The sequence below is a fragment of the Shewanella sp. SACH genome (assembly GCF_001887095.2).
In the GTDB taxonomy this organism is placed as follows: Bacteria; Pseudomonadota; Gammaproteobacteria; order Enterobacterales; family Shewanellaceae; genus Shewanella; species Shewanella baltica.
In genome coordinates this window covers 85601-109130 of record NZ_MPDG02000008.1, presented here as the reverse complement: position 1 = coordinate 109130, position 23530 = coordinate 85601, and the positions used below count along the sequence as shown (strand labels likewise).

The 23530-nt window shown below is 46.6% G+C and carries 18 protein-coding genes; 11 read left to right on the top strand and 7 right to left on the bottom strand.

The window, feature by feature from the left end; genetic code table 11:
* Positions 1–35: 35 nt before the first annotated feature.
* A complete protein-coding gene (locus BM607_RS20205; protein ID WP_006083522.1) occupies positions 36–1256 on the bottom strand; it encodes a threonine/serine exporter family protein in 1221 nt (406 codons plus the stop codon).
* Positions 1257–1413: 157 nt separating this feature from the next.
* Between BM607_RS20205 and BM607_RS20200 the strand changes: the two genes are divergently transcribed.
* From BM607_RS20200 to gntR, 3 genes are all read left to right on the top strand, one after another.
* Positions 1414–1824 (top strand): MAPEG family protein, encoded by a 411-nt coding sequence (locus BM607_RS20200; RefSeq protein ID WP_063884632.1) that lies wholly within the window; start codon positions 1414–1416, stop codon positions 1822–1824.
* Between the two features lie 216 nt (positions 1825–2040).
* A complete protein-coding gene (locus BM607_RS20195; RefSeq protein WP_071940647.1) occupies positions 2041–4479 on the top strand; it encodes a YgiQ family radical SAM protein in 2439 nt (812 codons plus the stop codon).
* A 390-nt stretch (positions 4480–4869) separates the two neighbouring features.
* Positions 4870–5868, top strand: coding sequence for a gluconate operon transcriptional repressor GntR (gene gntR / locus BM607_RS20190; protein WP_071940646.1), 999 nt, complete (start codon positions 4870–4872; stop codon positions 5866–5868).
* A gap of 60 nt (positions 5869–5928) precedes the next feature.
* Here gntR and gntU read toward each other — a convergent pair whose 3' ends face one another.
* A complete protein-coding gene (gene gntU / locus BM607_RS20185) occupies positions 5929–7272 on the bottom strand; it encodes a gluconate transporter (protein WP_006083518.1) in 1344 nt (447 codons plus the stop codon).
* A gap of 85 nt (positions 7273–7357) precedes the next feature.
* Here gntU and BM607_RS20180 point away from each other — a divergent pair, with 85 nt between their 5' ends.
* The gene (locus BM607_RS20180) at positions 7358–7918 is read left to right on the top strand and encodes a gluconokinase (RefSeq protein WP_006084481.1); all 561 of its coding nucleotides are present in this window, start codon (positions 7358–7360) and stop codon (positions 7916–7918) included.
* Positions 7919–8379: 461 nt separating this feature from the next.
* On the opposite strand, the gene BM607_RS20175 is transcribed toward BM607_RS20180, so the two are convergent.
* From BM607_RS20175 to speF, 3 genes are all read right to left on the bottom strand, one after another.
* A complete protein-coding gene (locus BM607_RS20175) occupies positions 8380–9534 on the bottom strand; it encodes a porin (protein ID WP_071940645.1) in 1155 nt (384 codons plus the stop codon).
* Positions 9535–9652: 118 nt separating this feature from the next.
* Entirely contained in the window at positions 9653–10972 is a 1320-nt protein-coding gene (gene potE, locus BM607_RS20170; protein WP_071940644.1) for a putrescine-ornithine antiporter, read from the bottom strand.
* Between the two features lie 86 nt (positions 10973–11058).
* Complete coding sequence (gene speF / locus BM607_RS20165) at positions 11059–13221, bottom strand: ornithine decarboxylase SpeF (RefSeq protein ID WP_011848112.1); 2163 nt, start codon at positions 13219–13221, stop codon at positions 11059–11061.
* A gap of 907 nt (positions 13222–14128) precedes the next feature.
* Between speF and BM607_RS20155 the strand changes: the two genes are divergently transcribed.
* From BM607_RS20155 to BM607_RS20125, 7 genes are all read left to right on the top strand, one after another.
* A complete protein-coding gene (locus BM607_RS20155) occupies positions 14129–14668 on the top strand; it encodes a YbhB/YbcL family Raf kinase inhibitor-like protein (protein WP_011848111.1) in 540 nt (179 codons plus the stop codon).
* A gap of 24 nt (positions 14669–14692) precedes the next feature.
* Complete coding sequence (locus BM607_RS20150; protein WP_006083510.1) at positions 14693–15451, top strand: AraC family transcriptional regulator; 759 nt, start codon at positions 14693–14695, stop codon at positions 15449–15451.
* Between the two features lie 49 nt (positions 15452–15500).
* Positions 15501–15851 carry a YkvA family protein gene (locus tag BM607_RS20145; protein WP_071940643.1) on the top strand — a complete coding sequence of 117 codons (351 nt, stop codon included), beginning with the start codon at positions 15501–15503 and terminating at the stop codon, positions 15849–15851.
* Positions 15852–16044: 193 nt separating this feature from the next.
* Positions 16045–17442, top strand: coding sequence for a hypothetical protein (locus BM607_RS20140; RefSeq protein WP_071940642.1), 1398 nt, complete (start codon positions 16045–16047; stop codon positions 17440–17442).
* Between the two features lie 2 nt (positions 17443–17444).
* Positions 17445–18482 (top strand): acyltransferase, encoded by a 1038-nt coding sequence (locus BM607_RS20135; protein ID WP_006083507.1) that lies wholly within the window; start codon positions 17445–17447, stop codon positions 18480–18482.
* 94 nt (positions 18483–18576) lie between these two features.
* Positions 18577–19182: a hypothetical protein gene (locus BM607_RS20130; RefSeq protein WP_071940641.1), complete on the top strand. Its 606-nt coding sequence runs from the start codon at positions 18577–18579 to the stop codon at positions 19180–19182.
* A gap of 190 nt (positions 19183–19372) precedes the next feature.
* The gene (locus tag BM607_RS20125; protein ID WP_071940640.1) at positions 19373–19819 is read left to right on the top strand and encodes a GNAT family N-acetyltransferase; all 447 of its coding nucleotides are present in this window, start codon (positions 19373–19375) and stop codon (positions 19817–19819) included.
* A 497-nt stretch (positions 19820–20316) separates the two neighbouring features.
* On the opposite strand, the gene BM607_RS20120 is transcribed toward BM607_RS20125, so the two are convergent.
* The gene (locus BM607_RS20120) at positions 20317–22377 is read right to left on the bottom strand and encodes a protein-disulfide reductase DsbD domain-containing protein (RefSeq protein ID WP_071940639.1); all 2061 of its coding nucleotides are present in this window, start codon (positions 22375–22377) and stop codon (positions 20317–20319) included.
* Between the two features lie 29 nt (positions 22378–22406).
* Positions 22407–23474, bottom strand: coding sequence for a redoxin family protein (locus BM607_RS20115; protein WP_071940638.1), 1068 nt, complete (start codon positions 23472–23474; stop codon positions 22407–22409).
* Positions 23475–23530: the final 56 nt, after the last annotated feature.

Below are 23530 nucleotides of genomic sequence, written 5' to 3'. Positions count from 1 at the left end.
CGGCTGGGCGCGGGCTCCAGCCCAATTCACAATTGTTACAATGTTCGCCTTGGCGGGACGGCGACGTTGGCAAAAATCAATCCTGCGATCAGCGACATAAAAATTAAAAAGATTTGTGAGCCAATATGGGACTGATTGAGCATGGTCTCACCCGAGATTAAGGCATTGAGTCCGATATAGGTTTTACTGCCGGGCACTAAGATCACTATGCCTTGCAACAGGGCGATGGAGGCGGGAGCTTTCATCCAGCGGGCGAAGAGGTTGGAGTAAATCCCTACGGCCAAGGCGCCAAAGAAAATGCCTACCGAATCACCAAAATAATGTCCGCCGAGCATGGCCGAGAAAAACGCCACAATTCCAGCTAATACGCCCCAAGGCGAATCTTGCATCCGTGCCTTGAAGATAAACACTAACGCCATAGATAAAATCGGCACCGCCGACCAAATTGCCCAGCGCGGCAACCCTTCTGGCTCGATATGAATCGCTTCGCCAAACACGGCTTTACCAATCGCCATGCCGAGCACTGCACCAAAGTACAGTTTAAACAATTGCATAATCGCATCCATGATGCGCGCCGTGCCGGAAATCAAATCCCGCGCGGCGAGTTCGGCCAGACCTAAGGTTAATGCTAAGCCGGGAATAAAAATAATGATCGATGAGAGGATCACCACCGGGATATTAATATTGGGATCGATACGTGCTATGCCGCAGGCGGCGATGGCACAAAGAATGGTGGCGAAGGGTTCGAGCACTTCGGCCATGCGTGCCGAGCGTTCGGCGCGGTATACCAAGCCATAGACAAATAAGCCTAATAACCCCGACCAAAATACATCGTTCCAACCTGTGCCCATCAACATGGCAAAGGCAGCGGCTGAAGTACCAAAGGAAAAACAGGTTAGCACTGGGCCATAGGGATTGGGTTTGTTGGCGATTTCTTCTAAGCGGTCTAAGGCCTCGGCCAAAGTGCGCTTGCCCGAAGTTAATTCATCGACTAATTCATCGGTGCGGGCGAGTGAACCTAAATCGAGTTCGCCGGGCTTGACCCGAGCGGCATGGTTATATTCTTGATCTGTATCGTGTTGTAAAACGAAGGTCATCGAAGTTGGCGAGATAAGGAAGTAGCCTTCGATACCTAAGGTGCGCGCAACGGTTTGTAAGTGGGTTTCTAGGCGATAAGCGGGTGTGCCAAACTTATGCAATGCCTTGCCTAGCTTGATGATAAATCTGCGTTTTTCGATAAACTCGTCGTTATCCAATCGGGGTCTTCACTGTATAAAAAGTTGTAGGGATTAACGCGCGCATATTAACCTATCTTGTCTATAAAAGGTTAACGGCTTTTAACCTTAATACAAATAAATTGCTGAATTTTTGCAGCTCGGGCTATAGTCAGCTTTTTGATAAGGGGAAATAGATATGTCTTTGATGGTAACGGGTCTTTACGCCAGCCTCACTGGGCTATTAATTGTCGCTTTAGCCTATCGCGTGGTGAAGGTCAGAAAAAGTCACAAGATTGGCCTAGGGGATGGCGGTAACAATGCGCTTGCCTTAGCGAATCGCGTCCATGTAAACCTGATCGAAAATGCGCCTATCGTATTGATTCTCATGCTGGTGGCCGAAGCCGGTGGCTTACCCGTATTTTATCTCCACTGCTTTGGAACTGTGTGGATAGTGGCGCGCCTGCTCCATGCTATCGGCTTAACCCAAGGCCAAGGCGGTTACCATTTTGGACGTTTCTGGGGCGTATTGCTCACTTGGATAGTGATCATCAGTCTGGCATTGGTGAATTTGCTGCATTTTGCCCAAGGATTAGGAAAGGGTCTCTAGACGCTTGGGATTGGGCGGTTGATTCCGCCCTAAGCCATATCCATAGCGGATTTAGGGGTATTAGGCTTCAGGCTCAAATACCCCGAAAAACGCCTTGATTGATGTTTTTTTAATCGCACTTATCCCTCGTTGCCTGCTATACTCCGCGTCCCTAAATTGGTGTAACTTATTTTCAGTGGCGCCTTTATTTGACATTACGTTTTCGGGTCATAATCGATGCAAGTTGAATCCACACTCTTTAGTCATCCCAAGTATTGGGCTACAGGCGACAGCACTGCGCCTTTCTTACCTATGTCCCGCAAGGAGATGGATAAGCTTGGCTGGGATAGCTGTGACATTATCATAGTCACAGGCGACGCTTATGTGGATCACCCAAGCTTTGGCATGGCAGTGATCGGCCGTATGTTAGAGGCCCAAGGTTACCGAGTCGGCATTATTTCCCAGCCCGATTGGTCGAGCAAAGACGCCTTTATGCAATTGGGTCGTCCGAACCTGTTTTTTGGCGTCACCGCCGGCAACATGGATTCGATGATCAACCGTTACACCGCTGACCGTCGTTTACGTTCTGACGATGCTTATACCGCTGGCGATATTGGCGGTAAGCGCCCAGATCGCGCTGTGACTGTGTACACCCAGCGCTGTAAAGAAGCCTTTAAAGATGTGCCTGTGATCATTGGCGGTATTGAAGCCAGTTTGCGCCGCATCGCCCATTACGATTATTGGTCGGACAAAGTGCGTCGCAGTGTGATTTTCGATGCCAAGGCCGACATTCTGATGTACGGCAACGCCGAGCGTCCTTTAGTTGAAGTGGCACGCCGCTTAGCTGCGGGCGAACCGATTAGCTCGCTGCACGATGTGCGCGGCACTGCTGTTATCCGTAAAGAGCCGCTGCCCGAATGGCGCGGTATGGACTCGCGCAAGATTGACCAACTGCATAAGATAGAGCCGCTGCCGAATCCTTACGGCGCCGATGATGTGGGTTGTGCTAACTTGTCTGGCCCGTCGGATGTGAAGATATTCGATAACGAAGCCCCTAAGCCAATTAGCGTTCAGCCGCCTAAACCTAAGCCATGGGATAAAACCTATGTGCTGCTGCCAGCGTTTGAAAAAGTCTCTGAAGACAAATATTTATATGCCCATGCTTCACGGATTTTGCACCAAGAGCAAAACCCTGGTTGTGCCCGTGCGTTATTCCAACCCCATGGCGATCGCGCCGTTTGGGTGAATCCGCCCGCATGGCCGCTTAATACCGATGAGATGGACGCCGTATTCGATTTACCTTACCAGCGCATTCCTCATCCTATCTATGGCAAGGAAAAAATCCCTGCCTATGACATGATCAAGACTTCTATTAACATCATGCGTGGCTGCTTTGGTGGTTGTTCTTTCTGTTCGATTACCGAACATGAAGGCCGCATCATTCAGAGTCGTTCACAAGAATCGATTGTTAAAGAAATCAAAGATATTCAGGAAAAAGTGCCAGGCTTTACTGGGGTGATTTCCGATTTAGGCGGCCCTACCGCCAACATGTATCGTTTAGGCTGTACTAGCGAAAAGGCCGAAAAAACCTGTCGCCGTCTTTCTTGTGTGTTCCCATCGATTTGCGGCCACTTAGGCACAGATCATAAACACACTATCGACTTGTACCGCGCAGCGCGTGCTGTACCTGGCATCAAGAAAGTATTGATCGCCTCTGGCGTGCGTTACGACTTGGCGATCGAAGATCCGGCTTATGTAAAAGAGTTAGTGCAGCACCATGTGGGCGGCTACTTAAAAATCGCCCCTGAGCATACCGAAGAAGGTCCGCTCAGCAAGATGATGAAACCCGGCATGGGCGCCTACGATAAGTTTAAAGAATTGTTCGATAAGTTTTCGAAGGAAGCGGGCAAAGAGCAGTTCCTGATCCCTTACTTTATTTCGGCGCATCCGGGCACGACCGACGAAGACATGGTGAACTTAGCGCTGTGGTTGAAGGAGCGTAAGTTCAAGCTCGACCAAGTGCAGAACTTCTATCCGTCACCAATGGCGAATGCGACCACGATTTATCATACCGAGTTAAACTCGCTGAAAAACGTCAAGCACACCAGCGAAGTGGTATCTGTGCCGAAGAAAGGGCGTCAACGTCGCTTGCATAAAGCATTGCTGCGTTATCACGATCCTGCGGGTTGGCCATTGATCCGTGAAGGGTTAACTGCCATGGGGCGTGAAGACTTGATCGGCAATAGCCCACATCAATTAGTGCCGCCAGAAGGTCGAAATGAGCGCGGACCTAAGTGGATGAAAGATGCCAACCAAGGCCAAAAAGCCTTTACGCGCTTCTCGGGTAATCAGTTTGATGACCGCAAGGGCGATGGCAAATCTAAAGGTGCGGCTAAAGGCGGCGCGCAAGCTCAGGCGGGCGCGGAATCAAAACCGGCCAGCAAAGGTGGAAAACCTGCAGCGAATGGCGCTAAGCCTGCCGGTTCTAAGCCAGCGGGAGCTAAACCCAGTGGTTCTAAACCTAGCGGAGCCCATTCGAGCCGTCCCGGAGCGAAAGCGCCCTTCGGCCAGTCTGGTTTTAAGGCAAGCGGTTCTCAGGCTAAAGCTGGAAGTCCATCAAAAAGTGGTAGTAAACCAGCAGGTAAGCCATCCCAAGGTCGCCAACAGGCTAAGTAATCACTTTTAGCTATCACAATAATGTACAAAGGCCGCTCCAGACATGAGCTTGGAGTGGCCTAGTTAGCACGATCATCCTGCGATACTCTCCTTTTTTACAATCCTTTTTGATTTCGCCACAATTTTTCCAGTATGTTTACCTTAGCTCAGTCTGAAATAAGTTAATGCATATACGTGCTAGCACTTGAGCTTTTTGTTATCAGCCCCTCATCATCTTTACCGATAAATGCTTACAATGAGCGGCGCCGCGATAAAATAGTCCTAACTGGTATCGCAGGGCGAACTATTATAAAATCTCGTCTGATGCTTATGTCTACTATTTGTTTATATTCGATATTTTAGCTATACATCTCACCCATACCCGCGGCTTGTTAACTAACATTAGATACTATGAATAAAAAGCGTAGACCCACTCTTCAAGACGTTGCCGATCAAGTTGGGATCACCAAAATGACGGTGAGCCGCTATTTAAAAAATCCAACAAGGGTGGCGCAAAGCACTCAAGAAAAGATAGCTATCGCGCTAGAAACCTTAGGTTATATACCTAATCGCGCTCCGGAAATTTTGGCGCAAGCAACCAGCCGCGCCATTGGCGTGTTAGTGCCGTCGTTAACCAACCAAGTGTTTGCCGAAGTGCTGCGCGGTATTGAGAATGTGACTGGCAAACGCGGTTATCAAACCATGCTGGCTCACTACGGATATCAGGCAGAATTAGAAGAGGAGCGGGTGGCATCACTGCTTTCTTACAATATTGATGGCTTACTTTTATCCGAAAGTTACCACACGCCGCGTACCGTGCGAATGATTGAAACGGCGGGCATTCCGGTCATTGAAATGATGGATAGTGTGTCGTCTTCAATTCAACAGTGTGTGGGGTTCGATAACACAGCAGCTGCATGCGAAATGGTTAAGGCCATGATTGCACAAGGCTATCGCCACATTGCTTACTTAGGCGCGCGCATGGATATTCGCACTCAGCTTAAGATGCGAGGCTACGAGTTAGCGATGCAGGAAGCCAAGCTCACACCTTTGGCGATGACCACAAATGAGGCCTCGTCGTTTTCCTTGGGTGCGTCGTTATTGCAACAAACCTTAGCGAAATATCCCTATGTGGATAGCTTTTTCTGCACCAACGATGATTTGGCGGCGGGGGTGATATTTGAGTGTCAAAGACAAGGCATCAAGATCCCCGAACAAATAGGCGTTGCAGGGTTTCATGGCCATGATATTGGGCAATCCATGACGCCAAAATTGGCGAGCATTATTACCCCGAGAAAGGAGATAGGTCGAATTGCTGCCACTGAGTTATTAGACCGATTAAATGGCAAAGAGATAGCAGAATCGGTTATCGATCTGGGCTATCGTATTGATCTAGGGGAAACATTGTAGACTTCCCCTTGATCTTTCGCTTAACGGCTAATGCCTAATGTTTTTGATCTCTGGCTAGCGTTAGAGAAACGCTGAGATGATGACTGCAACTATGCCGCCCGTCGTGCCAATAATGGTTTCCATTACCGTCCACGTTTGCAGCGTTTGTTTTTCTGACAATCCAAGAAAACGGTTTGCGAGCCAGAAGCCTGAGTCATTAACGTGCGAGAGCACAATCGAACCACCGCCAATGGCAATCGTAATCGCCGCCAATTGAGCACCATCTAAGTTCAATGGTTCAAGTATCGGGATGATAAGGCCGCAAGCCGTTAACATGGCCACGGTTGCCGAACCTTGGATAACGCGCACCGAAGCCGACAAAATAAATGCCAGTATCACAATCGGTAATCCAGAACCTGCCAACATATTCCCTAAAGCATCGCCGACACCCGAATCAATCAGCACTTGCTTGAACACGCCGCCAGCACCGGTGACGAGAATAATAACCCCAGCAGGTTGGAGCGCACTGCTACAGATTTCCATGATGCGGTCATTGGGAATGTTACGTCTCACGCCCAGCACATAAAATGCGATTAAACAGGCTAGCAGAATGGCGGTGAAAGGATGACCTATCAAGGCGAGCCAATTATGCAGATCGGATTTTTCATCAATAAAGCGCGACACCACCGTCTTTAAACCGATAAGCAGCAGTGGAAAAATCACAATACTGATTGAGAGCGCGAATGAGGGGATAGGTCCGCCTTCTCGTTCACCTTTTTCTTGCTGCTCGTGGGCTGGTAGCTCAACATGGACTTTTTGCGAGATGAGACTGGCAAAGAGTGGACCGCCTAGAATCATCGCCGGAATCGATGCCAGCAGACCAAATACTATCATGTAGCCAAAGTCGGCATTGAGCTGTGAAGCGACCAAAATAGGCCCAGGTGCAGGGATAAGAAACGCCTGACATGTGGCAATACCCGCGAGCAGCGAAATACCAATTTTAACGACGCTACCGCCCCCTTTACGAACCACGGCAAAGGCGATGCCAATCAGCAACACCACAGCAACGTCGAAGAAGAGAGGTAGCGCACAGATAAAGCCAGTAAAGGTCATCGCCCAGTGGGCTTTGTCGTTACCAAATTTATTCAGCAGTGTATGGGCTATCTGATCTAGCGCGCCGGTCTCTTCCATGACGCGACCAAACATCGCCCCCAAAGCGACCACCACCGCCACAAAGCCCAGTGTTCCCCCCATACCTTGTTGAATAGTATTAGTGATATCGGCTGGGTTCATGCCGGAGAAAAGGCCGGCAATGATCGACACCAGTATCAGTGATACCACTGCATGTAATCTCACTTTCATCACTAAGAACAGTAGCAGGGCGATTGAACCCAGCGCTGTCAGAATCAATGACATATCAGACATAAGAGGACTTTTCCTTGTTAGTTAAGTTGTCCACATTTTTGTAGGTTACCGGTAACATGTTACCCGTAATATGATAGAGTGGGAAGTGACTAAATTCGAGAATTGGCATGAGGTTAACAAAGTGACTGAGAGAAAAAAAGGCAATAGCTATGTGTTCATGGGCGTCTCTAGTTGTGGCAAATCTTCGATTGGTGCTGCGGTCGCAAAGGCGTTAGAGACGAAATTTATCGATGGTGATGATCTGCATCCTAGAGCCAATATTATCAAGATGAAATCTGGCTCACCGCTTAACGATAGCGATCGCGCACCTTGGCTTGAGCGCATCAACGATGCTGTGTATAGCATTGAACAAAAAGGTGAACAGGGGGTGATTGTCTGCTCTGCGCTGCGTCGTCAGTATCGTGACTTAATCCGTCAGAACAACAGTAAGCTGGTGTTTATTCATCTATATGGTGATTTTGAATTAGTCAAAGAACGCATGTTTGCCAGAAAAGCCCACTTTATGCCGATTGAGCTACTCAAGAGTCAGTTCGATACGCTGGAAATGCCCGCGACCGATGAAGCTGACGTTATCCAAGTGAGCATAGATGGCACTTTCGAAGAAGTCGTGCAGCGCTGTATTCAGGCGATAAATGGCGAAGTATAGACAAACGTCGGTTATTGGGAACTTAACGCGAGGCTTGTCTGCTTTATCATGATGTTGCAGATTAGCCTTTAAAGCGAAGGGGTAGCTGAACGACAGTCGTCGGCATTAATAAGTGACGCTGAAGGTCGAAGCAAATCTGGAGCTAGCCGCTCGAAATTGAAAAAAAACCACTCCAGAAACTGACTTGGAGTGGCGTAGAGATAATGGTAAGCCTGCGGTACCATCCAATGAGTGTTACGGCGAGCGTTTGTAGACGAAACGTGCGCCGCACCTCAGCCTCAAATAAGCTCACGCATATGAGCGATGACGCGAGCTGCCTGTCCTGCAAAACATGGTTCAATTAAACATGTGACTAAAACAGCCACTGAAGACTGTTATTTAAAACAATCCCGCTATATATGACCAAGGTATGCCAAAGTTGAATGAGCGCTTTAGCCACCTTAGTCAAATTCCCTTGAGCCTTAAAAGAAGTAATTAATCCCGACTGCGAAGCTGTTGTCTTCCTGGGCCTCGAGCGCGGTATCATCCATATCACTGAAATCTAACTTCATTTCAGCAAACATCACAGTGTCGTTGCTATAGCGATAGTGCAGACCCAGCATGGCAAATTGGCGGGTCCATTTACCTTGGATAGGCGTAGTTGCATCTGTGTCTAAATCTAAATAACTGAGCACGACCAAAGGCACAAAACCGTTGTCGAATTGATAGGCTGTCATCAACTCGGCACCAGTGGCGTCGTAGAGATCACCATTGACCAGTTCATTACTCTTACTTTGGTGAGCGTTAAAACCCACATAGAGACCGCTGGCTTCGCGTCCTTCTGCATAGTGATAGTAGTCACCGTACATGGCACCAATGCCAATAATTTCATTGGTCTCATCGACTTGGGTATTACCTAAGTGGCCTTCAAAATCACCGCGGTTAAAGCCTGCGAGTAGCTTGAATTTGTCGGTTGCCGCATAGGTGATGCTGGCGCCGTAACTGCTGTCGAAACTCAACTCAGAGTTACTCATCTCGCTGCCGTCATCATTTTTTAAGCTGACATCGCCATTGGTTTTGGCGGCATATTGCAGTGCAATTTGCACTGGGCCGACACTATTGCGGTAAATAAAGGCGGAGTCGGCACGGCCAGTGCCAGTGAGGCCGCCATCGCCAAAGGTGTAGGCACCAACGCTGTAACCGGCGAAAACGTTGGGTAAATCTGTGGTGCCGGCGACATCGTAATAGGCGCCCCATTGTTTACCAAAGCTCAAACTCCCCCAGACATCGTGGGACATGCCGACATAACCTAAGCGGTTATAGAGAAAATCATCGGTCTTTTCGGCGGCGAGTTTGCCCCCTTGCATCACTAAACCATCGTCGCTGGAGACCATATTGATCCCCCATTCTGTGGTAGCGAAGGCGGTCCAGCCGTTTCTCTCACTGCGCTCGAAGCTAAATCTTAAGCGTGATGAATCGTCGATAACCGAGGTGTCGTGGCTGTCATTCAGGGCGGCAAACCCCAACCAACCAGTTAAATCTAATGTGTTTTTTTGATCTTTATAGAGCTCAACTGCCTGACTGCTGGTGGCCGTTAATAGCATAGGTAACACTAAGGCGAGACAAGTCTTATTCATAAATCCCCCGATAATGAGCAAGTATTCTCCAGGGGATCATAGGCTTAACCTATGATCCCTGAGTAACCGTTCTTTTAGATGGTGTAATTAATCGTTTTCGATAATGCGCTAGCCGGATTTAGGCTGGACGCGTATCGGCAACGGGTGCTTTGTTTGAGATCACGCCGAAGATAGTCCAACCGAAGAAGGTGGCCATGGCGCCAAGCATTACTGCGGTTTCGCCTGAGCTATACAGGGCATAGAAGCTATATAAGGCACCGATCACGGCAATCACGTTGGCAATACGGGCTTTATTAACCGGTACTTTTTGCTGTCTTTGCATTATGCCAAGGGCGGCCATCGATAGTATGTAAGGCACAATGTTGGTGACGACGGCGAGGTTAACGAGTGCTTCGAACTGTTTGCTCAGTGATGGGCTAATAGTCATCAGAGATAAAACGGTTTGAATACAAACGATAATGGTCATACCCCAAATTGGCGCATCGGCTTTACTGACTTTAGAGAAGATTTTAGGGAAGAATCCTTCATCTGCAGAGGCTTTAAACACTTGGGCAATAGTGAACTGCCAACCTAGTAGCGAGCCAGTACAAGAGATAATGGCGCAGGCCATCACGATTTTACCGACCACAGGGTTAAACATCTGCGCGAAGGCTAAACCGAAGGGCGCGTTTGACATGGCAAGTTCGGCGTTTGGCACAATACCGGCAATGACGTTAGTAGAGACGATATAAATTACCGCCGCGCCTAAAGTACCGCCCATTACTGCGATAGGGACGTTTTTCTCTGGATTATCGACGGCTTCGGAGTTGGCACAGGCCGATTCTAAACCAAGGAATGCCCACAAAGTCATGGCGATAGAACCGCCTAACGCTTTGAAGAATGGCATATCATGCGGGTTCCATGCACCTTTGTAGAGGTCGATGTCGAACCAGAACCAACCAATTAACGACACGCCAATCACGGGTAGAATAATCCCCCACACAGTCACGCTACTCACACGACCTGTGATACGGGCACCACCGAAGTTAGCAATCGTTGCCAGCCAAAGCACGCCAACGGTTGCAAGACAAATGGCCATTGGGCTTAGGTTTACATCAAGCAGCACGGCGGCATAACCCACGGCCGAGATCGCAATGGCGACGTTGGCGATGAGCAGCGAAACGGCATAGGTGTAGTTAGCCATAAAGTTGCCAGAGCGGCCGAAGGCATATTCGGCATAACCGCCCATACCACCGGATTTCTTACTGAACATACCGCACTTGGCAAAAGCGTAGGCGAGGGCAGTTGAGCCCGCCGCCGTGACTAACCAAGATAAAATCGAAATAGTACCGACTTGAGCTAATTGGGTTGGCAGCATAATAATGCCCGAACCCATCATGTTGACTATGGTGATAATAGTTAATTGGACGACGCCAATTTTATTTTCTGATTTACTCATACTAATAACCTAATGTAGGTGACTTATTATAGGGAGTATGAAATTGACTGCAGAGCGGGGTTAATAAACTCTGCAGTCAGTCTTCATTATTTATTTAGTACATAGCCCATTGCTTGAATTTTGCCGTCAGGGGTGTTTTCGAGATAAACACCTTGTAGTTCTGGCGAGAATCCAGGTAATAAGTTGATACCTTCTTCGAGAGCTTGGAAATAACGTTGAACAGAGCCACCCCATATTTCACCTGGTACCATACATAGCACACCTGGTGGATAAGGAAGTGCACCTTCTGCGGCAATTCTTCCCTCAATTTGTGATAGCGGGACTAATTCGACTTTGCCACGAATGAATTCTAGGTTTGCTTCCTGTGGATCCATGACTTTGGTTGGGAAATGCGCTTTACGGAACATTTCTTTCTGCAGTTGTTTTACGTCATGACTGACATAAAGATTGTGCATTTCTTGGCAAAGTTGGCGTATGGTATAGTCTTGATAACGTGCTTTATTCGCGTTATAGACGTTAGGTAAAACTTCAGATAATGGCGCATCTTCATCGACTAATTTCTCGAATCGAGATATTTGCGAGACCAGATGTTGCATCTTGGCCATATCTTCCGCAGGCGTCATCAGGAATAAAATCGAATTTAAGTCGCACTTCTCAGGAATAATATTATTTTCCCGTAAGAAGTTAGCCAGAATAGTCGCTGGAATACCAAAGTCGGTATATTTACCGGTTTCTACATCTATGCCTGGTGTTGTTAATAGGAACTTACAAGGGTCAACGAAGTATTGGCCTTTGTCATAACCTTCGAAGGAGTGCCATTTCTGACCAGGTTCGAATTCGAAGAAACGTAAGTCATCGGCCATTTGCTCAGTTTCATAGTCTTGCCATAGGCGGCCATCTATCATGGTTGGCACGAATGGCTTGATATATTTACACTTTTTCAACAGTAGCTTACGTGCTTCTATGCCGGCTTTTACCGCTTCGCGCCACAGGTAACGACCGCTTGCGCCTTCATGCATTTTCGCGTTCACATCTAGCGCCGCAAATAGAGGATAGAAGGGGCTGGTAGAAGCATGCATCATAAAGGCGTTGTTGAAGCGTTTATGGTTGCAATATCTATCTTGGCCTTTGATATGTTTATCTTTTTTATGGATTTGCGATGTTTGCGAGAAGCCCGCCTGCTGTTTATGCACCGACTGAGTCACGATAATGCCCGGATCTTCAGCGGTCAGTTCGAGCAAGAGTGGCGAGCAGTCATTCATCATAGGGATGAACTGTTCGTAACCGACCCAAGCTGAGTCAAACAAGACGTAATCACACAGATGACCAATTTTATCAATCACTTGGCGAGCATTGTAGATGGTGCCGTCATAGGTGCCGAGTTGGATTATCGCTAAACGGAAGGGGCGTTTTTCATCGGCTCTTTCTGGGGCGACTTCGCGAATTTGATCTCTTAAATAGGACTCTTGGAAGCAATGAGCGTCGATGCCACCAATAAATCCGAAGGGATTACGTGCGGTTTCTAAATAAACGGGTGTTGCACCAGCTTGGATTAACGCGCCATGGTGGTTTGATTTGTGGTTATTGCGGTCGAATAATACCAGGTCACCTTTAGCAAGCAGCGCATTGGTCGCCACTTTATTTGAAGATGAAGTCCCGTTAAGTACAAAGTAGGTTTTATCGGCATTAAAGACTTTGGCAGCATATTTCTGCGCTGCAAGTGGTGCGCCTTCATGGATCAATAAATCACCTAATTTGACGTCGGCATTACACATATCGGCGCGGAAAATCGTTTCGCCAAAAAAGTCGAAGAACTGACGACCCACAGGATGCTTACGGAAGAATTGTCCGCCTTGGTGACCTGGACAAGCAAAGGTGGAATTACCCATCTCAACGTACTTTTTCAGTGTGCCGAAGAAAGGAGGTAATAGCGCTTGCTCATATTTATCGACCGCAGTTTCAACCTGTTTTCCGTAGAAGTCAGTGTTATCGCCGCAGAGTTCAAATACCCCAGTAATAGATGAGCAAACATCGTCTGGGAAAGTTTCTTCGCAGCAAACTGAAACGAAAATCGGTAGTTTCAATCCGGTGTTTTTAATCTTTTCAACAATACCATTTCTAACATCATCAACAGAGACTACAGCCGCGCCCACATCGCAAAAATCTGTGGTTAATACATTGACGACTTCTCTGTCGATATCGAAACAAGATCTAACAGATAAGCTAGCGGCTACTTTTAATGATTTCATAGTTAATTTCCCTTTTACTTTTTAAAAAATAGATACAAGTGTGCCTATACCTAATTAAAAACATTAATGGCATAAAAATTAGATATAGCTATTCCGTACGCAGATTAGATGTGGTTATGCCAATGTCGCGAAATAAATAAAAGTTGAAATATATTTATTTGGCGTGCAAATAGCTTAGCCGCAGTAAAACTGCACTGATAAAAGAATGCTTTGATAGTGACGCAAGTTAATAAACCAAAAAAAGACAGTACATTAAGTGTTTGCAAAAATTAGAGCAATAGCACTTTAGACCTGTTCGTTGGCCTACTACCTGCGCTGAGATTAGCGGAGGAAGATAAAGGAGTGATCGAAATAGTCACGTTGACTAGGCATCATGATATGCCGCGTGCGCCGGATATGCGCCATGATTTTAGATTTCCTCTTCATATACGACTCCATTATGACTTAGAGAAAATAGTTAGGTTTTTATTACGGAGTGAAGTTTATATGTGAGTTATAAATAAAATCATGACCTATGTCTTACTTTTTAATAATCAGCACTTAAATTTAACTTATTTAATCGATATTAAACTGAGTCAATCATACTTAAGTATCTTTATCTAAATTATGAAAGTAAATATTGTCAGTGTTATTTAAATAATAAATTTGCATAAAACATTTTATTCTTTTTTTCTAATTTTAATTAAAAGGCTGTAGTAATAAGCTTCTTGATTTATACCGCACGATGCGCCTGCATAGTTATGCATAAATTCTCTTTACAAAATCACATGCATGCTGAAAGATTGCAAAAGTGACAGTTTTTTTCTCACATTTGAGCATTTGGGGCAGAAAATTGCCGTTTTAGGGCAGATGTGATCTTTTGGATTGACGTAGATTAGTCAGGTCGAAACATCAATGGGAGATAGACATGAATAAATGGTGGCTAGGGGCGAGTTTAGTATTGGGCTTATTTGGACAGGCACATGCTATGACGTTAACGAGCAAAGATATGAGCGAGGGCAATAAACTCACATCGCAATTAGTATTTAATGGTTTCGGTTGCCAAGGTGAAAACATTTCGCCGCAATTGACTTGGACTGAAGTACCAGCGGGGACGAAAGCGTTTGCGGTGACGGCTTATGATCCTGATGCACCAACGGGCAGCGGTTGGTGGCATTGGGCGGTATATAACTTACCCGCAGCGCAAACATCACTGGCGCAAGGCGCGGGTTCGCATGCAGATGCACTGCCCAAAGGCGCTATCGCTTTGAAGAACGACTTCGGCACCACAGACTTTGGTGGTGCTTGTCCGCCCGAAGGTCATGGCGTACATAGGTATGAATTCACTGTGTGGGCATTGCCCAGTGCATTAGATCTGCCAAAGGACGCTAGCCCTGCATTATTAGGCTTTATGCTCAGAGCACAAGCCTTAGGTAGCGCCAAGTTGACTGCGGTATATAACCGATAATCCATTGATAATTAGGCTGGTGTCATGATCCGTTTGTTTGAATATGATTCGAAGCAGGCACAATCTTTATCTCAAGTACCTGTGCACCAGCCGTCGATTATTCGGGTTATCCATGGGGAAAAGTCTTTACTCTGGCAAGATGAATCCGTTTTGGTGGGCCAAGGTCAGTTACTGTTAATTCCTGCGGGTTCGCATATCAGCTTTGTGAATCGGCCTTTTCTTGGGCGCTATCGGGCAGTGCAGTTATTGCTTCCCCACGATTTACCCCAAGGCATTTTATCGAGCACGGCCGATTGGCGCGATCCTATGCCAGTCCAAAACGTATCGCGCGCGGTGGACTTAGCTTGGAATGCGTTATTACAGAGTTTGAGCTTGTCGCTGGCTGATTCTGTTCAGCTGCATTATCTGGCTGCGTTACTGCTCAGTTTGCCTGATAAACGCAGTGTGAACTGGTTGTATGGTCACACGCAACGCAGCGTGACTCAAGCGGCCTTGGCTTTGATGAGCGTGAGTCCTTCGGCGCCATGGCAGCAGGAGGAGATTGCCGACAAGTTACACATGAGCACGGCCAGCCTTAGGCGTAAATTGGCGTTAGAAGACACCAGTTTTAGGCAGTTGTTAGTCGAAGTCCGGCTGAGCCATGGTTTGGCCATGCTGCAAAACTCGGGCGAGCCATTACTACAAGTGGCCTTAGCCTGTGGTTATCAATCGGCGGAAAAGTTTTCCTTACGTTTTAAGCAACAATTTGGCCTGACCCCTGCGGCTTATCGTCGTACACTGTGAGGAGGAATAGATTGATACTCAAACAATCTCAAGCTGCAGGAGCGATATGATGGCGGATGAGCAATTTACTGACAGCGGATTTTGGAACAAGGTTAAACTCTTTAGCCGTCAGGCGGGTAGGGAAGTGATCGAGCGTGCCCTGTGGCTTTATTATGCGGCGCAGCAGCCGAATACGCCTAAGTGGGCCAAGTCTGTCATCTTCGGCGCCTTAGCGTATTTTATTTCTCCCTTAGATGCGATCCCCGATCTCACACCTTTAGTGGGTTTTACCGATGACTTAGGTGCCCTTGCCGCAGCTTTGACTATGGTGACCTTATATATCGATGACGAAGTGAAATCCCTCGCGGCGGATAAACTGGCGCTCTGGTTTGGCGATAAACCGACGGAAACTAAGGTTTAAGCCTAATGGGCGCGACAAGACCTAAGTGATGCTAAATTGCGCTAAAAATATGATTTTATTAGGAGTCGTGGATTTGGTTTTTACTTAGATTTTCTGGGGTAAAAATATTTTTTTGCAAACGTTTCACTATTGCTTGATTGCGCTATATGCTAGCGCTGTTTTGTAAACCCCTTGTGTTTGTTTAGGCAGATAAATGAAAAATATTATGGTAGTGATCCTATGGTTTTTAGGTGTCTCTGCCGCTACCCCCGCGTTTGCCGATGAGGCCTCTCCGGAACAACTCGCCCGTCTTTACCTCGATTTTATGGCGCAGAATAGTCGCCAGAGCGAAGCTTTGTGGCCGGGTTTTCGCCTCGAAGATAAAGTGCACCTCTTTAGTTATGGCGGCAACGTCTGGCTGCGTCAGCCCGGTGGCGAAATCATTCAAGATAATAGTGTCTTAGAGTCAGTCAACCTGCAGTCTGGTTTGTCTGTTAATTTCGGTTTTCCGCAATATCAAGGTCAGCCAGGGGTATTAATCCAACTCGAAGCGCCGAACATCCAATTCACTTCCGACACTAAGCCCACGGATTTAGCCTTTTTAATCTGGGCCAGTAATGGTCTGCATGAAGCTTTCCATTTTTATGCGCAATCCGAATGGCGAGTATTAGAAGAGGGCAGGCGTTACGAGGGCGAAGTGTTTCCGCTCAGCCTCGATGCCCGTTATTACCGTTTACAGTTGTTTGATGCCTTAATGGCGGCGCTGGCACAACCCGAGCAGCAGTCATTACACTTGAGCCATGCGGCCTATTGGTTGCAGCAATGGCGTCAAATTGCGCCAAACGAGGATAGAGTCGGTTACATCAACGACCTCGTCGAAGGCAGCGCTAAGTATGTGGAATTGGCCGCTGGCGCACGTATCTTAAGCCAAAATCAAACCTTACTCGGTTATCAGCAAATACTGACCCAATATGTGCACGACTATTACCAGCAGAGGAAAATGTTGGGTGGTTGGACGGCTGAGGCGGAAAACATCGGCGCCTTGGCGGGCATATTGTTGGATAGCACTCAAGATCCTTATGTGTGGAAAGAGTCCGTCATGTCGGGCATGTTACCGCTAGATTTACTGTTAAATCGCGTGAAACCAGTGCCGCCCGTAGAAAGAAAAGACAATAAACAGAAGAAGCCGTTACAGGAAATGCTGGCGTATTATCCCGCCACTCAAGCGAAATTGTCGCAGCTATTATTGAATGCGCAGGACGTTAGAGTACCGTTATTGGTGATGCCGAGCGTGAGCGATAGCAGTAGTTTTATTGATGTGGGTGATGTGCGTTCTGGTTTTTATGTTGTGCCGTACCAAGATGAAATGACGCAAGCCTACCTAGGGATGAGCGCGCAATTTAGTAACTTGTCAGTGAGTGGCAGTCCATTACTCGATGTTCCTGTACAAAATTATTGTGAGGGCATTGAGGCTGCAACTCTGTTACCTTTGGCATTCCCCTTTCAGCGTGAGGGTCAGTATCTGGTATTCAATGAAGCAGAAGTCCATGGAACTATTAGGGTTTCTGCGAGTGTTGTTGATGGAAGAACCCTCTACTGTGCGATGAATTAATAATGAGAAAAAATCAGCTCGAATTTACCTACATGCGTGGCATTGCGATTATCTTTATCGTGCTTGGCCACAGTATTTACAACTCTGGGGAAGGTTTCCCGCTGTTATTGGAAAACCTATTACGCGGTGGCACGGCCTTGTTCGTGTTTATCTCGGGATACTTTTTCCATCGTATTTTTTATAAGGATTTCGACTACAGCAAGTTCATGAAGAACAAAGTACAGAACGTACTTTATCCTTTTTTAGTCGTCTCTCTGATCGGTTTATTCTGTTTGTGTTTGCGCTGGATTTTTATGGAGCACCAGTCGCTCGATAAACTCTTGCTGAGTATTTTTTACACAATACGTAACGGTTATATCCTGTATCCGCATTGGTATATTCCATTCATCATGGCGGTGTTTTTATTTTCGCCGATATTTTTGTGGTTTATCCGTTGCTCACAGCAGATGCGTTGGACGCTATTTGTTCTGAGTTGTGTGGTGGCTATTCTGCTGCATAGACCCATAGGCAACGTCAATTTCATCCACTCAGTGGTGTATTTTATGCCTTTCTATTTGATTGGTATTTTATATTCGCAAGATGAACATATTGTGACGCGCTTTGGTTCTATCTTTACTGCCCTCGCGATGATTTTTTTAGTGGTGAGCTTAGTCGAGCAAACTTACATAGTGCAGCATATTGGTAACTACCATAAGGCTCCGTTTGAATATAACGGCATCGATTGGCAGTTTATTCAAAAGCTCTGTTTATGTGTGTTAGTGCTGAATTTCTGCGAATGGTTGTCGGGGCGCAGTCGATTGCCTTGGTTAGTGGAAGTGGCTGAGATGAGTTTTGCGATTTTCTTTATTCATCCGCTGTTCGACATGATGTTTAACGCCACTGCGACCTTAATGCGTTACCGTTTACCGCCGGGATCTTGGGTCACTAGCGTGCTCTTCTCTGCGGGGATTTTTATCTTCCTGATGATGGGCAGTATTATTACAGCTCGCTTTATCAAGAAGCGTCTCGGTAACCGTTCACGCACGTATATCGGCTGGTAATTACTTGGCTTATCATCACTAACACTAGGGAAAATTCAGTTTGAATTTATTTCCTAGTGTTAGGGTGTTTTTCATCTAAAAAATGGAGAACATGATGAAGTCCAAAATTGCCCTACAAAGTCTCGCGCTCGCCAGTTTGTCTTCGATTGCCTTACCATCCATAGCGGCTCAAGCTGAGCCCTTATCCACTGAGACGCAGAATACTTTCTTCACGCAAATTGCTGCCCATTGTGGCCAAGCTTTTGCGGGAAAAGTGGTTTCGGATGACACTGCGGACTCGGCCTTTAGCGGTAAGTCTTTAATTATGCACGTGCGCGAATGCAGCGACACTGAGCTTAAGATCCCGTTCCATGTCGGTGATGACCATTCACGTACTTGGGTGCTGACTAAAACGCAGCAAGGGCTTAAGTTGAAACACGACCATCGCCATCAAGATGGCAGTGAAGATGCTGTGACTATGTATGGCGGCGATACCATGAATGATGGGACAGTGTTGAAACAATCGTTTCCCATTGATAGGGAATCTATCGACAACTTCGTTAAGAATGGGCTCACTCAGTCGATCACGAATGTGTGGCACATGGAAATTACGCCAACAACGTTTAGTTATCAACTCACGCGCGAAAACCGCGATTTCAAAGTCGATTTTGATCTCACTCAACCTGTTGTATTACCGCCAAAACCTTGGGGGCATGAGTAGTTTAGCTGAACCCATACCGTTGGTAGTGTTATCCACATAGCTCTATAAAGTTGGCCAATTTTTATTGACCACTTCAGCGGTATTATTTGAATGGAGCATTCATGGCCTAGTCATTTATGCACTTTTTGGCCCTGTAGCTTAAGTCATTGCGGCTTTAAAGTTGACCATCACTTTTTAGCCGACAACGGGCATGACTTACACACTTCAACACCTTGATAGCAAAGAGGCCTTTGGGGCCAGTTTTGACCTAATGCGTATCTTGCGGCCGCATATCACCTCTTCAGCTGTCTATGTCGCGCAATTGGCGCGTCAGGCCGAGCAAGATTACCGTTTGCTCGCAGCGTGGGACGGTGCTCACATCGTCGGCTTGGCGGGTTACCGCGAGCTGAAAAACCTGATCTACGGACGTTTCATCTACGTCGATGACCTAGTCGTGAGCCCAGACCTTCAACGCAGCGGCTTGGGAGGACGACTGTTGGCTGCCGTGCGTGATGAGGCTGTGAAGCGTCAATGTGATCACTTTGTCTTGGATACCGGCCTGCATAAGCCCTTAGCACAACGCTTCTATTTTCGTCATGGGTTGCTGGCTCGTGGTATGCACTTCACCCAGAAACTTCGGGGTGGGGAACAAGCATGAATAATGTTTTGTTGATCAATGCCGGTCCGCATGCGAGCCAGTTCCTGTACTAACTGGTTGAATGCAAACTGGGGGCTAATCCATTGCTACCGCAGGACATGGACTACGCTCACTCCCTGATCACCTCCACGATATTTAAAGCACTGCTGTTCGAGTTGCCCGAAGGGCTAAGCGGAAAATAGGGGGGCTGCGATGTCCTGCTCATTGTCGCCCGGAGGAACGTGCGCTGCCATGACACTCGTGATTGATCGGATGTTTGGTGGTGCATCTTTGTGAGGTAGCTTCCTTAATATTCAGGGATAGAATAGAGTAAATTCCAAGTAATCAACGATCTATATCTTAATGGCATCTAGGTGATAGCAGTCCTAATGAGTCATCAGGACTGCTTATTACGTCAAAGTTGATTAATGCTAGGATTTATTCAGCAAAGCCAACACTAAGTGCAGATGGTTAAATTAATGCTTAAAATGTGACATTACAGTGTCGTATTTAAACTTTTATCCTTTGGCCTGTTCAATTAATATTGTTTGAGACAATATTTGAGGTAGAACAATCGGTTTGTTTACGCCTTTTTTATACCACAAATACAAAGGTACTCCAGAACGCCCATGTTGTGATAAAAACTCAGTGATCTGACTATCTCCGTTCGTCCAGTCGCCAATCATAGTCGCGACATTATGTTGTTTAAACGCTGCTTTGACTTCTTGGCGCTCAATCGATGTTTTCTCATTTACCTTGCAGGTTAAACACCAGTCAGCCGTAAAATACACAAACACATCTTGCTGCGCGCCTAAGATATTGAGTTGTTCTTGGCTAAAGGCAAGCGCTTCCGCCACCTCTTTTTGTTCACCCTGTGCATGGGATTCAGCCTGTGGAACCCAATAAATGAGTGCCAACAGAGGCAGTAACGTCAATAAGAGGCTAGGCCACCACTGGCCTTTATGCTGCGAGTGTTGCCACAAACCAGTTAGCCATAGACCAAAGGTGGATAGCATGGTGGCTGCAAGTACAGACAAGACATAATTATCATTTGATTGACGCATCAAAATCCACACTAGGCCTAATACGGTAATAAACATAGGCAAAGAAAGGATCCGCCTTACGGTGACCATCCAAGCCCCTGGCTTAGGTAAGCGAGTACGTAATGCCGGCACAAAACCCACCAATAGAAACGGTAATGCCATGCCAAAACCTAAGCCAGCAAAAATTACCAATGCCACCGTCGTTGGTAATACTAAGGCGGCACCTAAAGCTGTCGCCATAAAGGGCCCGGTACAAGGCGTTGCAATAAATGCCGCTAATACCCCAGTCCAGAAATCTCCCATGGGGCCTTTTTGATCTTGCAATTTAGAACCTGAGGTTAATGTCCCTATTTCGAACAAGCCCGCCAAATTAAACCCAATCGCGCTCATTAACAGGATCAATGCGGCAATTACAGCTGGACTTTGCAACTGGAATGCCCAGCCGACTTGATGCCCCAAGGCCCTAAGGCCTAAGATAGCGCCACCTAAGCAAATGCAGACCAACACCGCACCTAAGGTATAAGCAACTGAGCCTATCCTCGCCGCTTTTTCCGAGCCTTGATGTGACAGACTCAAAATCTTTAAGCTCAGGATCGGAAATACACAGGGCATGATGTTAAGTAGTAAGCCGCCTAGAATTGCGCCCACAAAAGCCGTGATGCCAATCAACCAGATGTTTTGATTGCTGGTATTATCTTCATTTATCGGCGGTACAATAAACGCGACATGGTCAGTTTTATGGGCATCAAAGCGTAATGCGGTACCATTTTCTAATACTAAAACTCCTTGAAATAAATCAGCTAATTCATCACCCACTTGCGTTTGCATACTCAGCACATCGCCTTCATGGTTCAGGATCTGCTGTGCATTGTTTACTAGGGTATTATTGATTATGGGATAGATATGGGCATTACGGCTGTCGACTGAACCGGGTAGCGGTAAAGACAGCGTCAGAGTATTGTTCTCGACTGCAAACTGCCCCTTAGCATCCAATGGTCTAGGTAGCATCTGACGCCATTGGCTAAATTGCCGCTGATGATTCTGCTCAACCTTGCCATCCCCGACCATGAAGTCTTGCTCGATCGTCTGTTGTTCTGGCAAGCAGGTTGTTGGATTGCATACTAGATAGCTGATATCGAGCTTGATGGGCAACGAAGTACCAACTGCAATGCTGCTATCAATAGTGATAGGCGCAAGCAAGGTATATTCGCCGTGATAAATGTAATTCATGATATCACTGGTCACCAGCTGACTCGGTGCCGGATATTGCACCTCTCCTATTGTCACGCCTTCGGGCAACTGCCAATCAAACCGCGTTGGAAAGCCTGCATCACCGGGATTTTGCCAATAACCATGCCAGCCTTTTTGAGGTGTCATGGTGATAGCGAGCTCGTGGGTTCCAGCTGCAGGCTTGTCAGACTCCATCATCATGGAAATAGAAATTAGGCGCTGAGACTGACTTAGCTCATTGGCCATAACTTGCAACGAACATATTAGGATAATAAATCCTGTTATAAACTGAGCTAAACGTTTCATGTCACGCCTTTATTATCAAGATGAAGGGGTTATTTTAATGCTGAAATCGTGTGTAAAACGGCATCAAAATCATCATCTTGAATCGAGGACTTTAGGATAACCTTACCGTCAGCGTCGATTAAACTAATGCTTGGTACTTGGTTAACACCAAATTGCTTGAACAACTCACCATCGCGATCAAACACGATTGGCATAGTCGTGCCATAACTCTTACGATAATCCTTAAGCTCAGCAACTGATGACCATAAGTTGGTCGAAACCGTTACCCATTGCACTGTGGATGCTTGCGATTTTTTCTCCAACAGCTCACGCACCCGAGTACAGGCCTGTGACGTCTTAGGCTCTGTTGTTTCCAAATACCACTCACACCAAGGGCCAAAGAACACCGCGACCACTTTTTTACTGCTGGCGGTATTAAATTGAATATTAAGCGGCTTTTCGTCAATGGTAGAAAAAGCGAGATCAGGCACTGTATCGCCCAAGTTATAACCTGAATCTTTCGCTACAAAGGTCGGATTATGTAAAGGTTTACCTGTCGCTTTTTCAGCGACTACTTTATCCAAAGCCTGATGAAACTCTTTATCATCCTTATGACCGAAATAAGCAAATTTACCATTTTTATCAATCAATAAATGTTGAGGGGTAACACGTAAGTGGAACGCACGTGCTAGCTTGCCATCATCAATAGTAATGGGCATGGTCAAGCCCATTTTTTTACTAAATGCAGTGACAGATTTTATGTTATCGCTGATACCTGTGTTCACCGCAATGACTTGAACCTTGTCACCGTACTTTTTATAGATATCTTCAAAGCTCGGCATTTGTTCACGGCACGGGACACACCAGGTTGCCCAGAACTTAATATAAACCGGCTTCTTACCATACAAATCAGCAAGATCAATCGCCTTACCATCAATGGTTGTCATCTTCATTTGAGGGGCTGGTGTGCCAACCAAGGACTCCCCAGCTGCTTTAGCTCTTCGTTCACCCTCAGCCGAATAATCGTCGTCTGCGCCATGGGCCACTTGAGCCAAGGTAAATAAACATAACAATGCGATCAATGGTGCTTTTAACAAGGTATTAAAGCCGGTTGTCATAACAATTTTCCTATCATTTTTACTGAAAGCGTAAGATACCTATTAGCCTGGGTGTC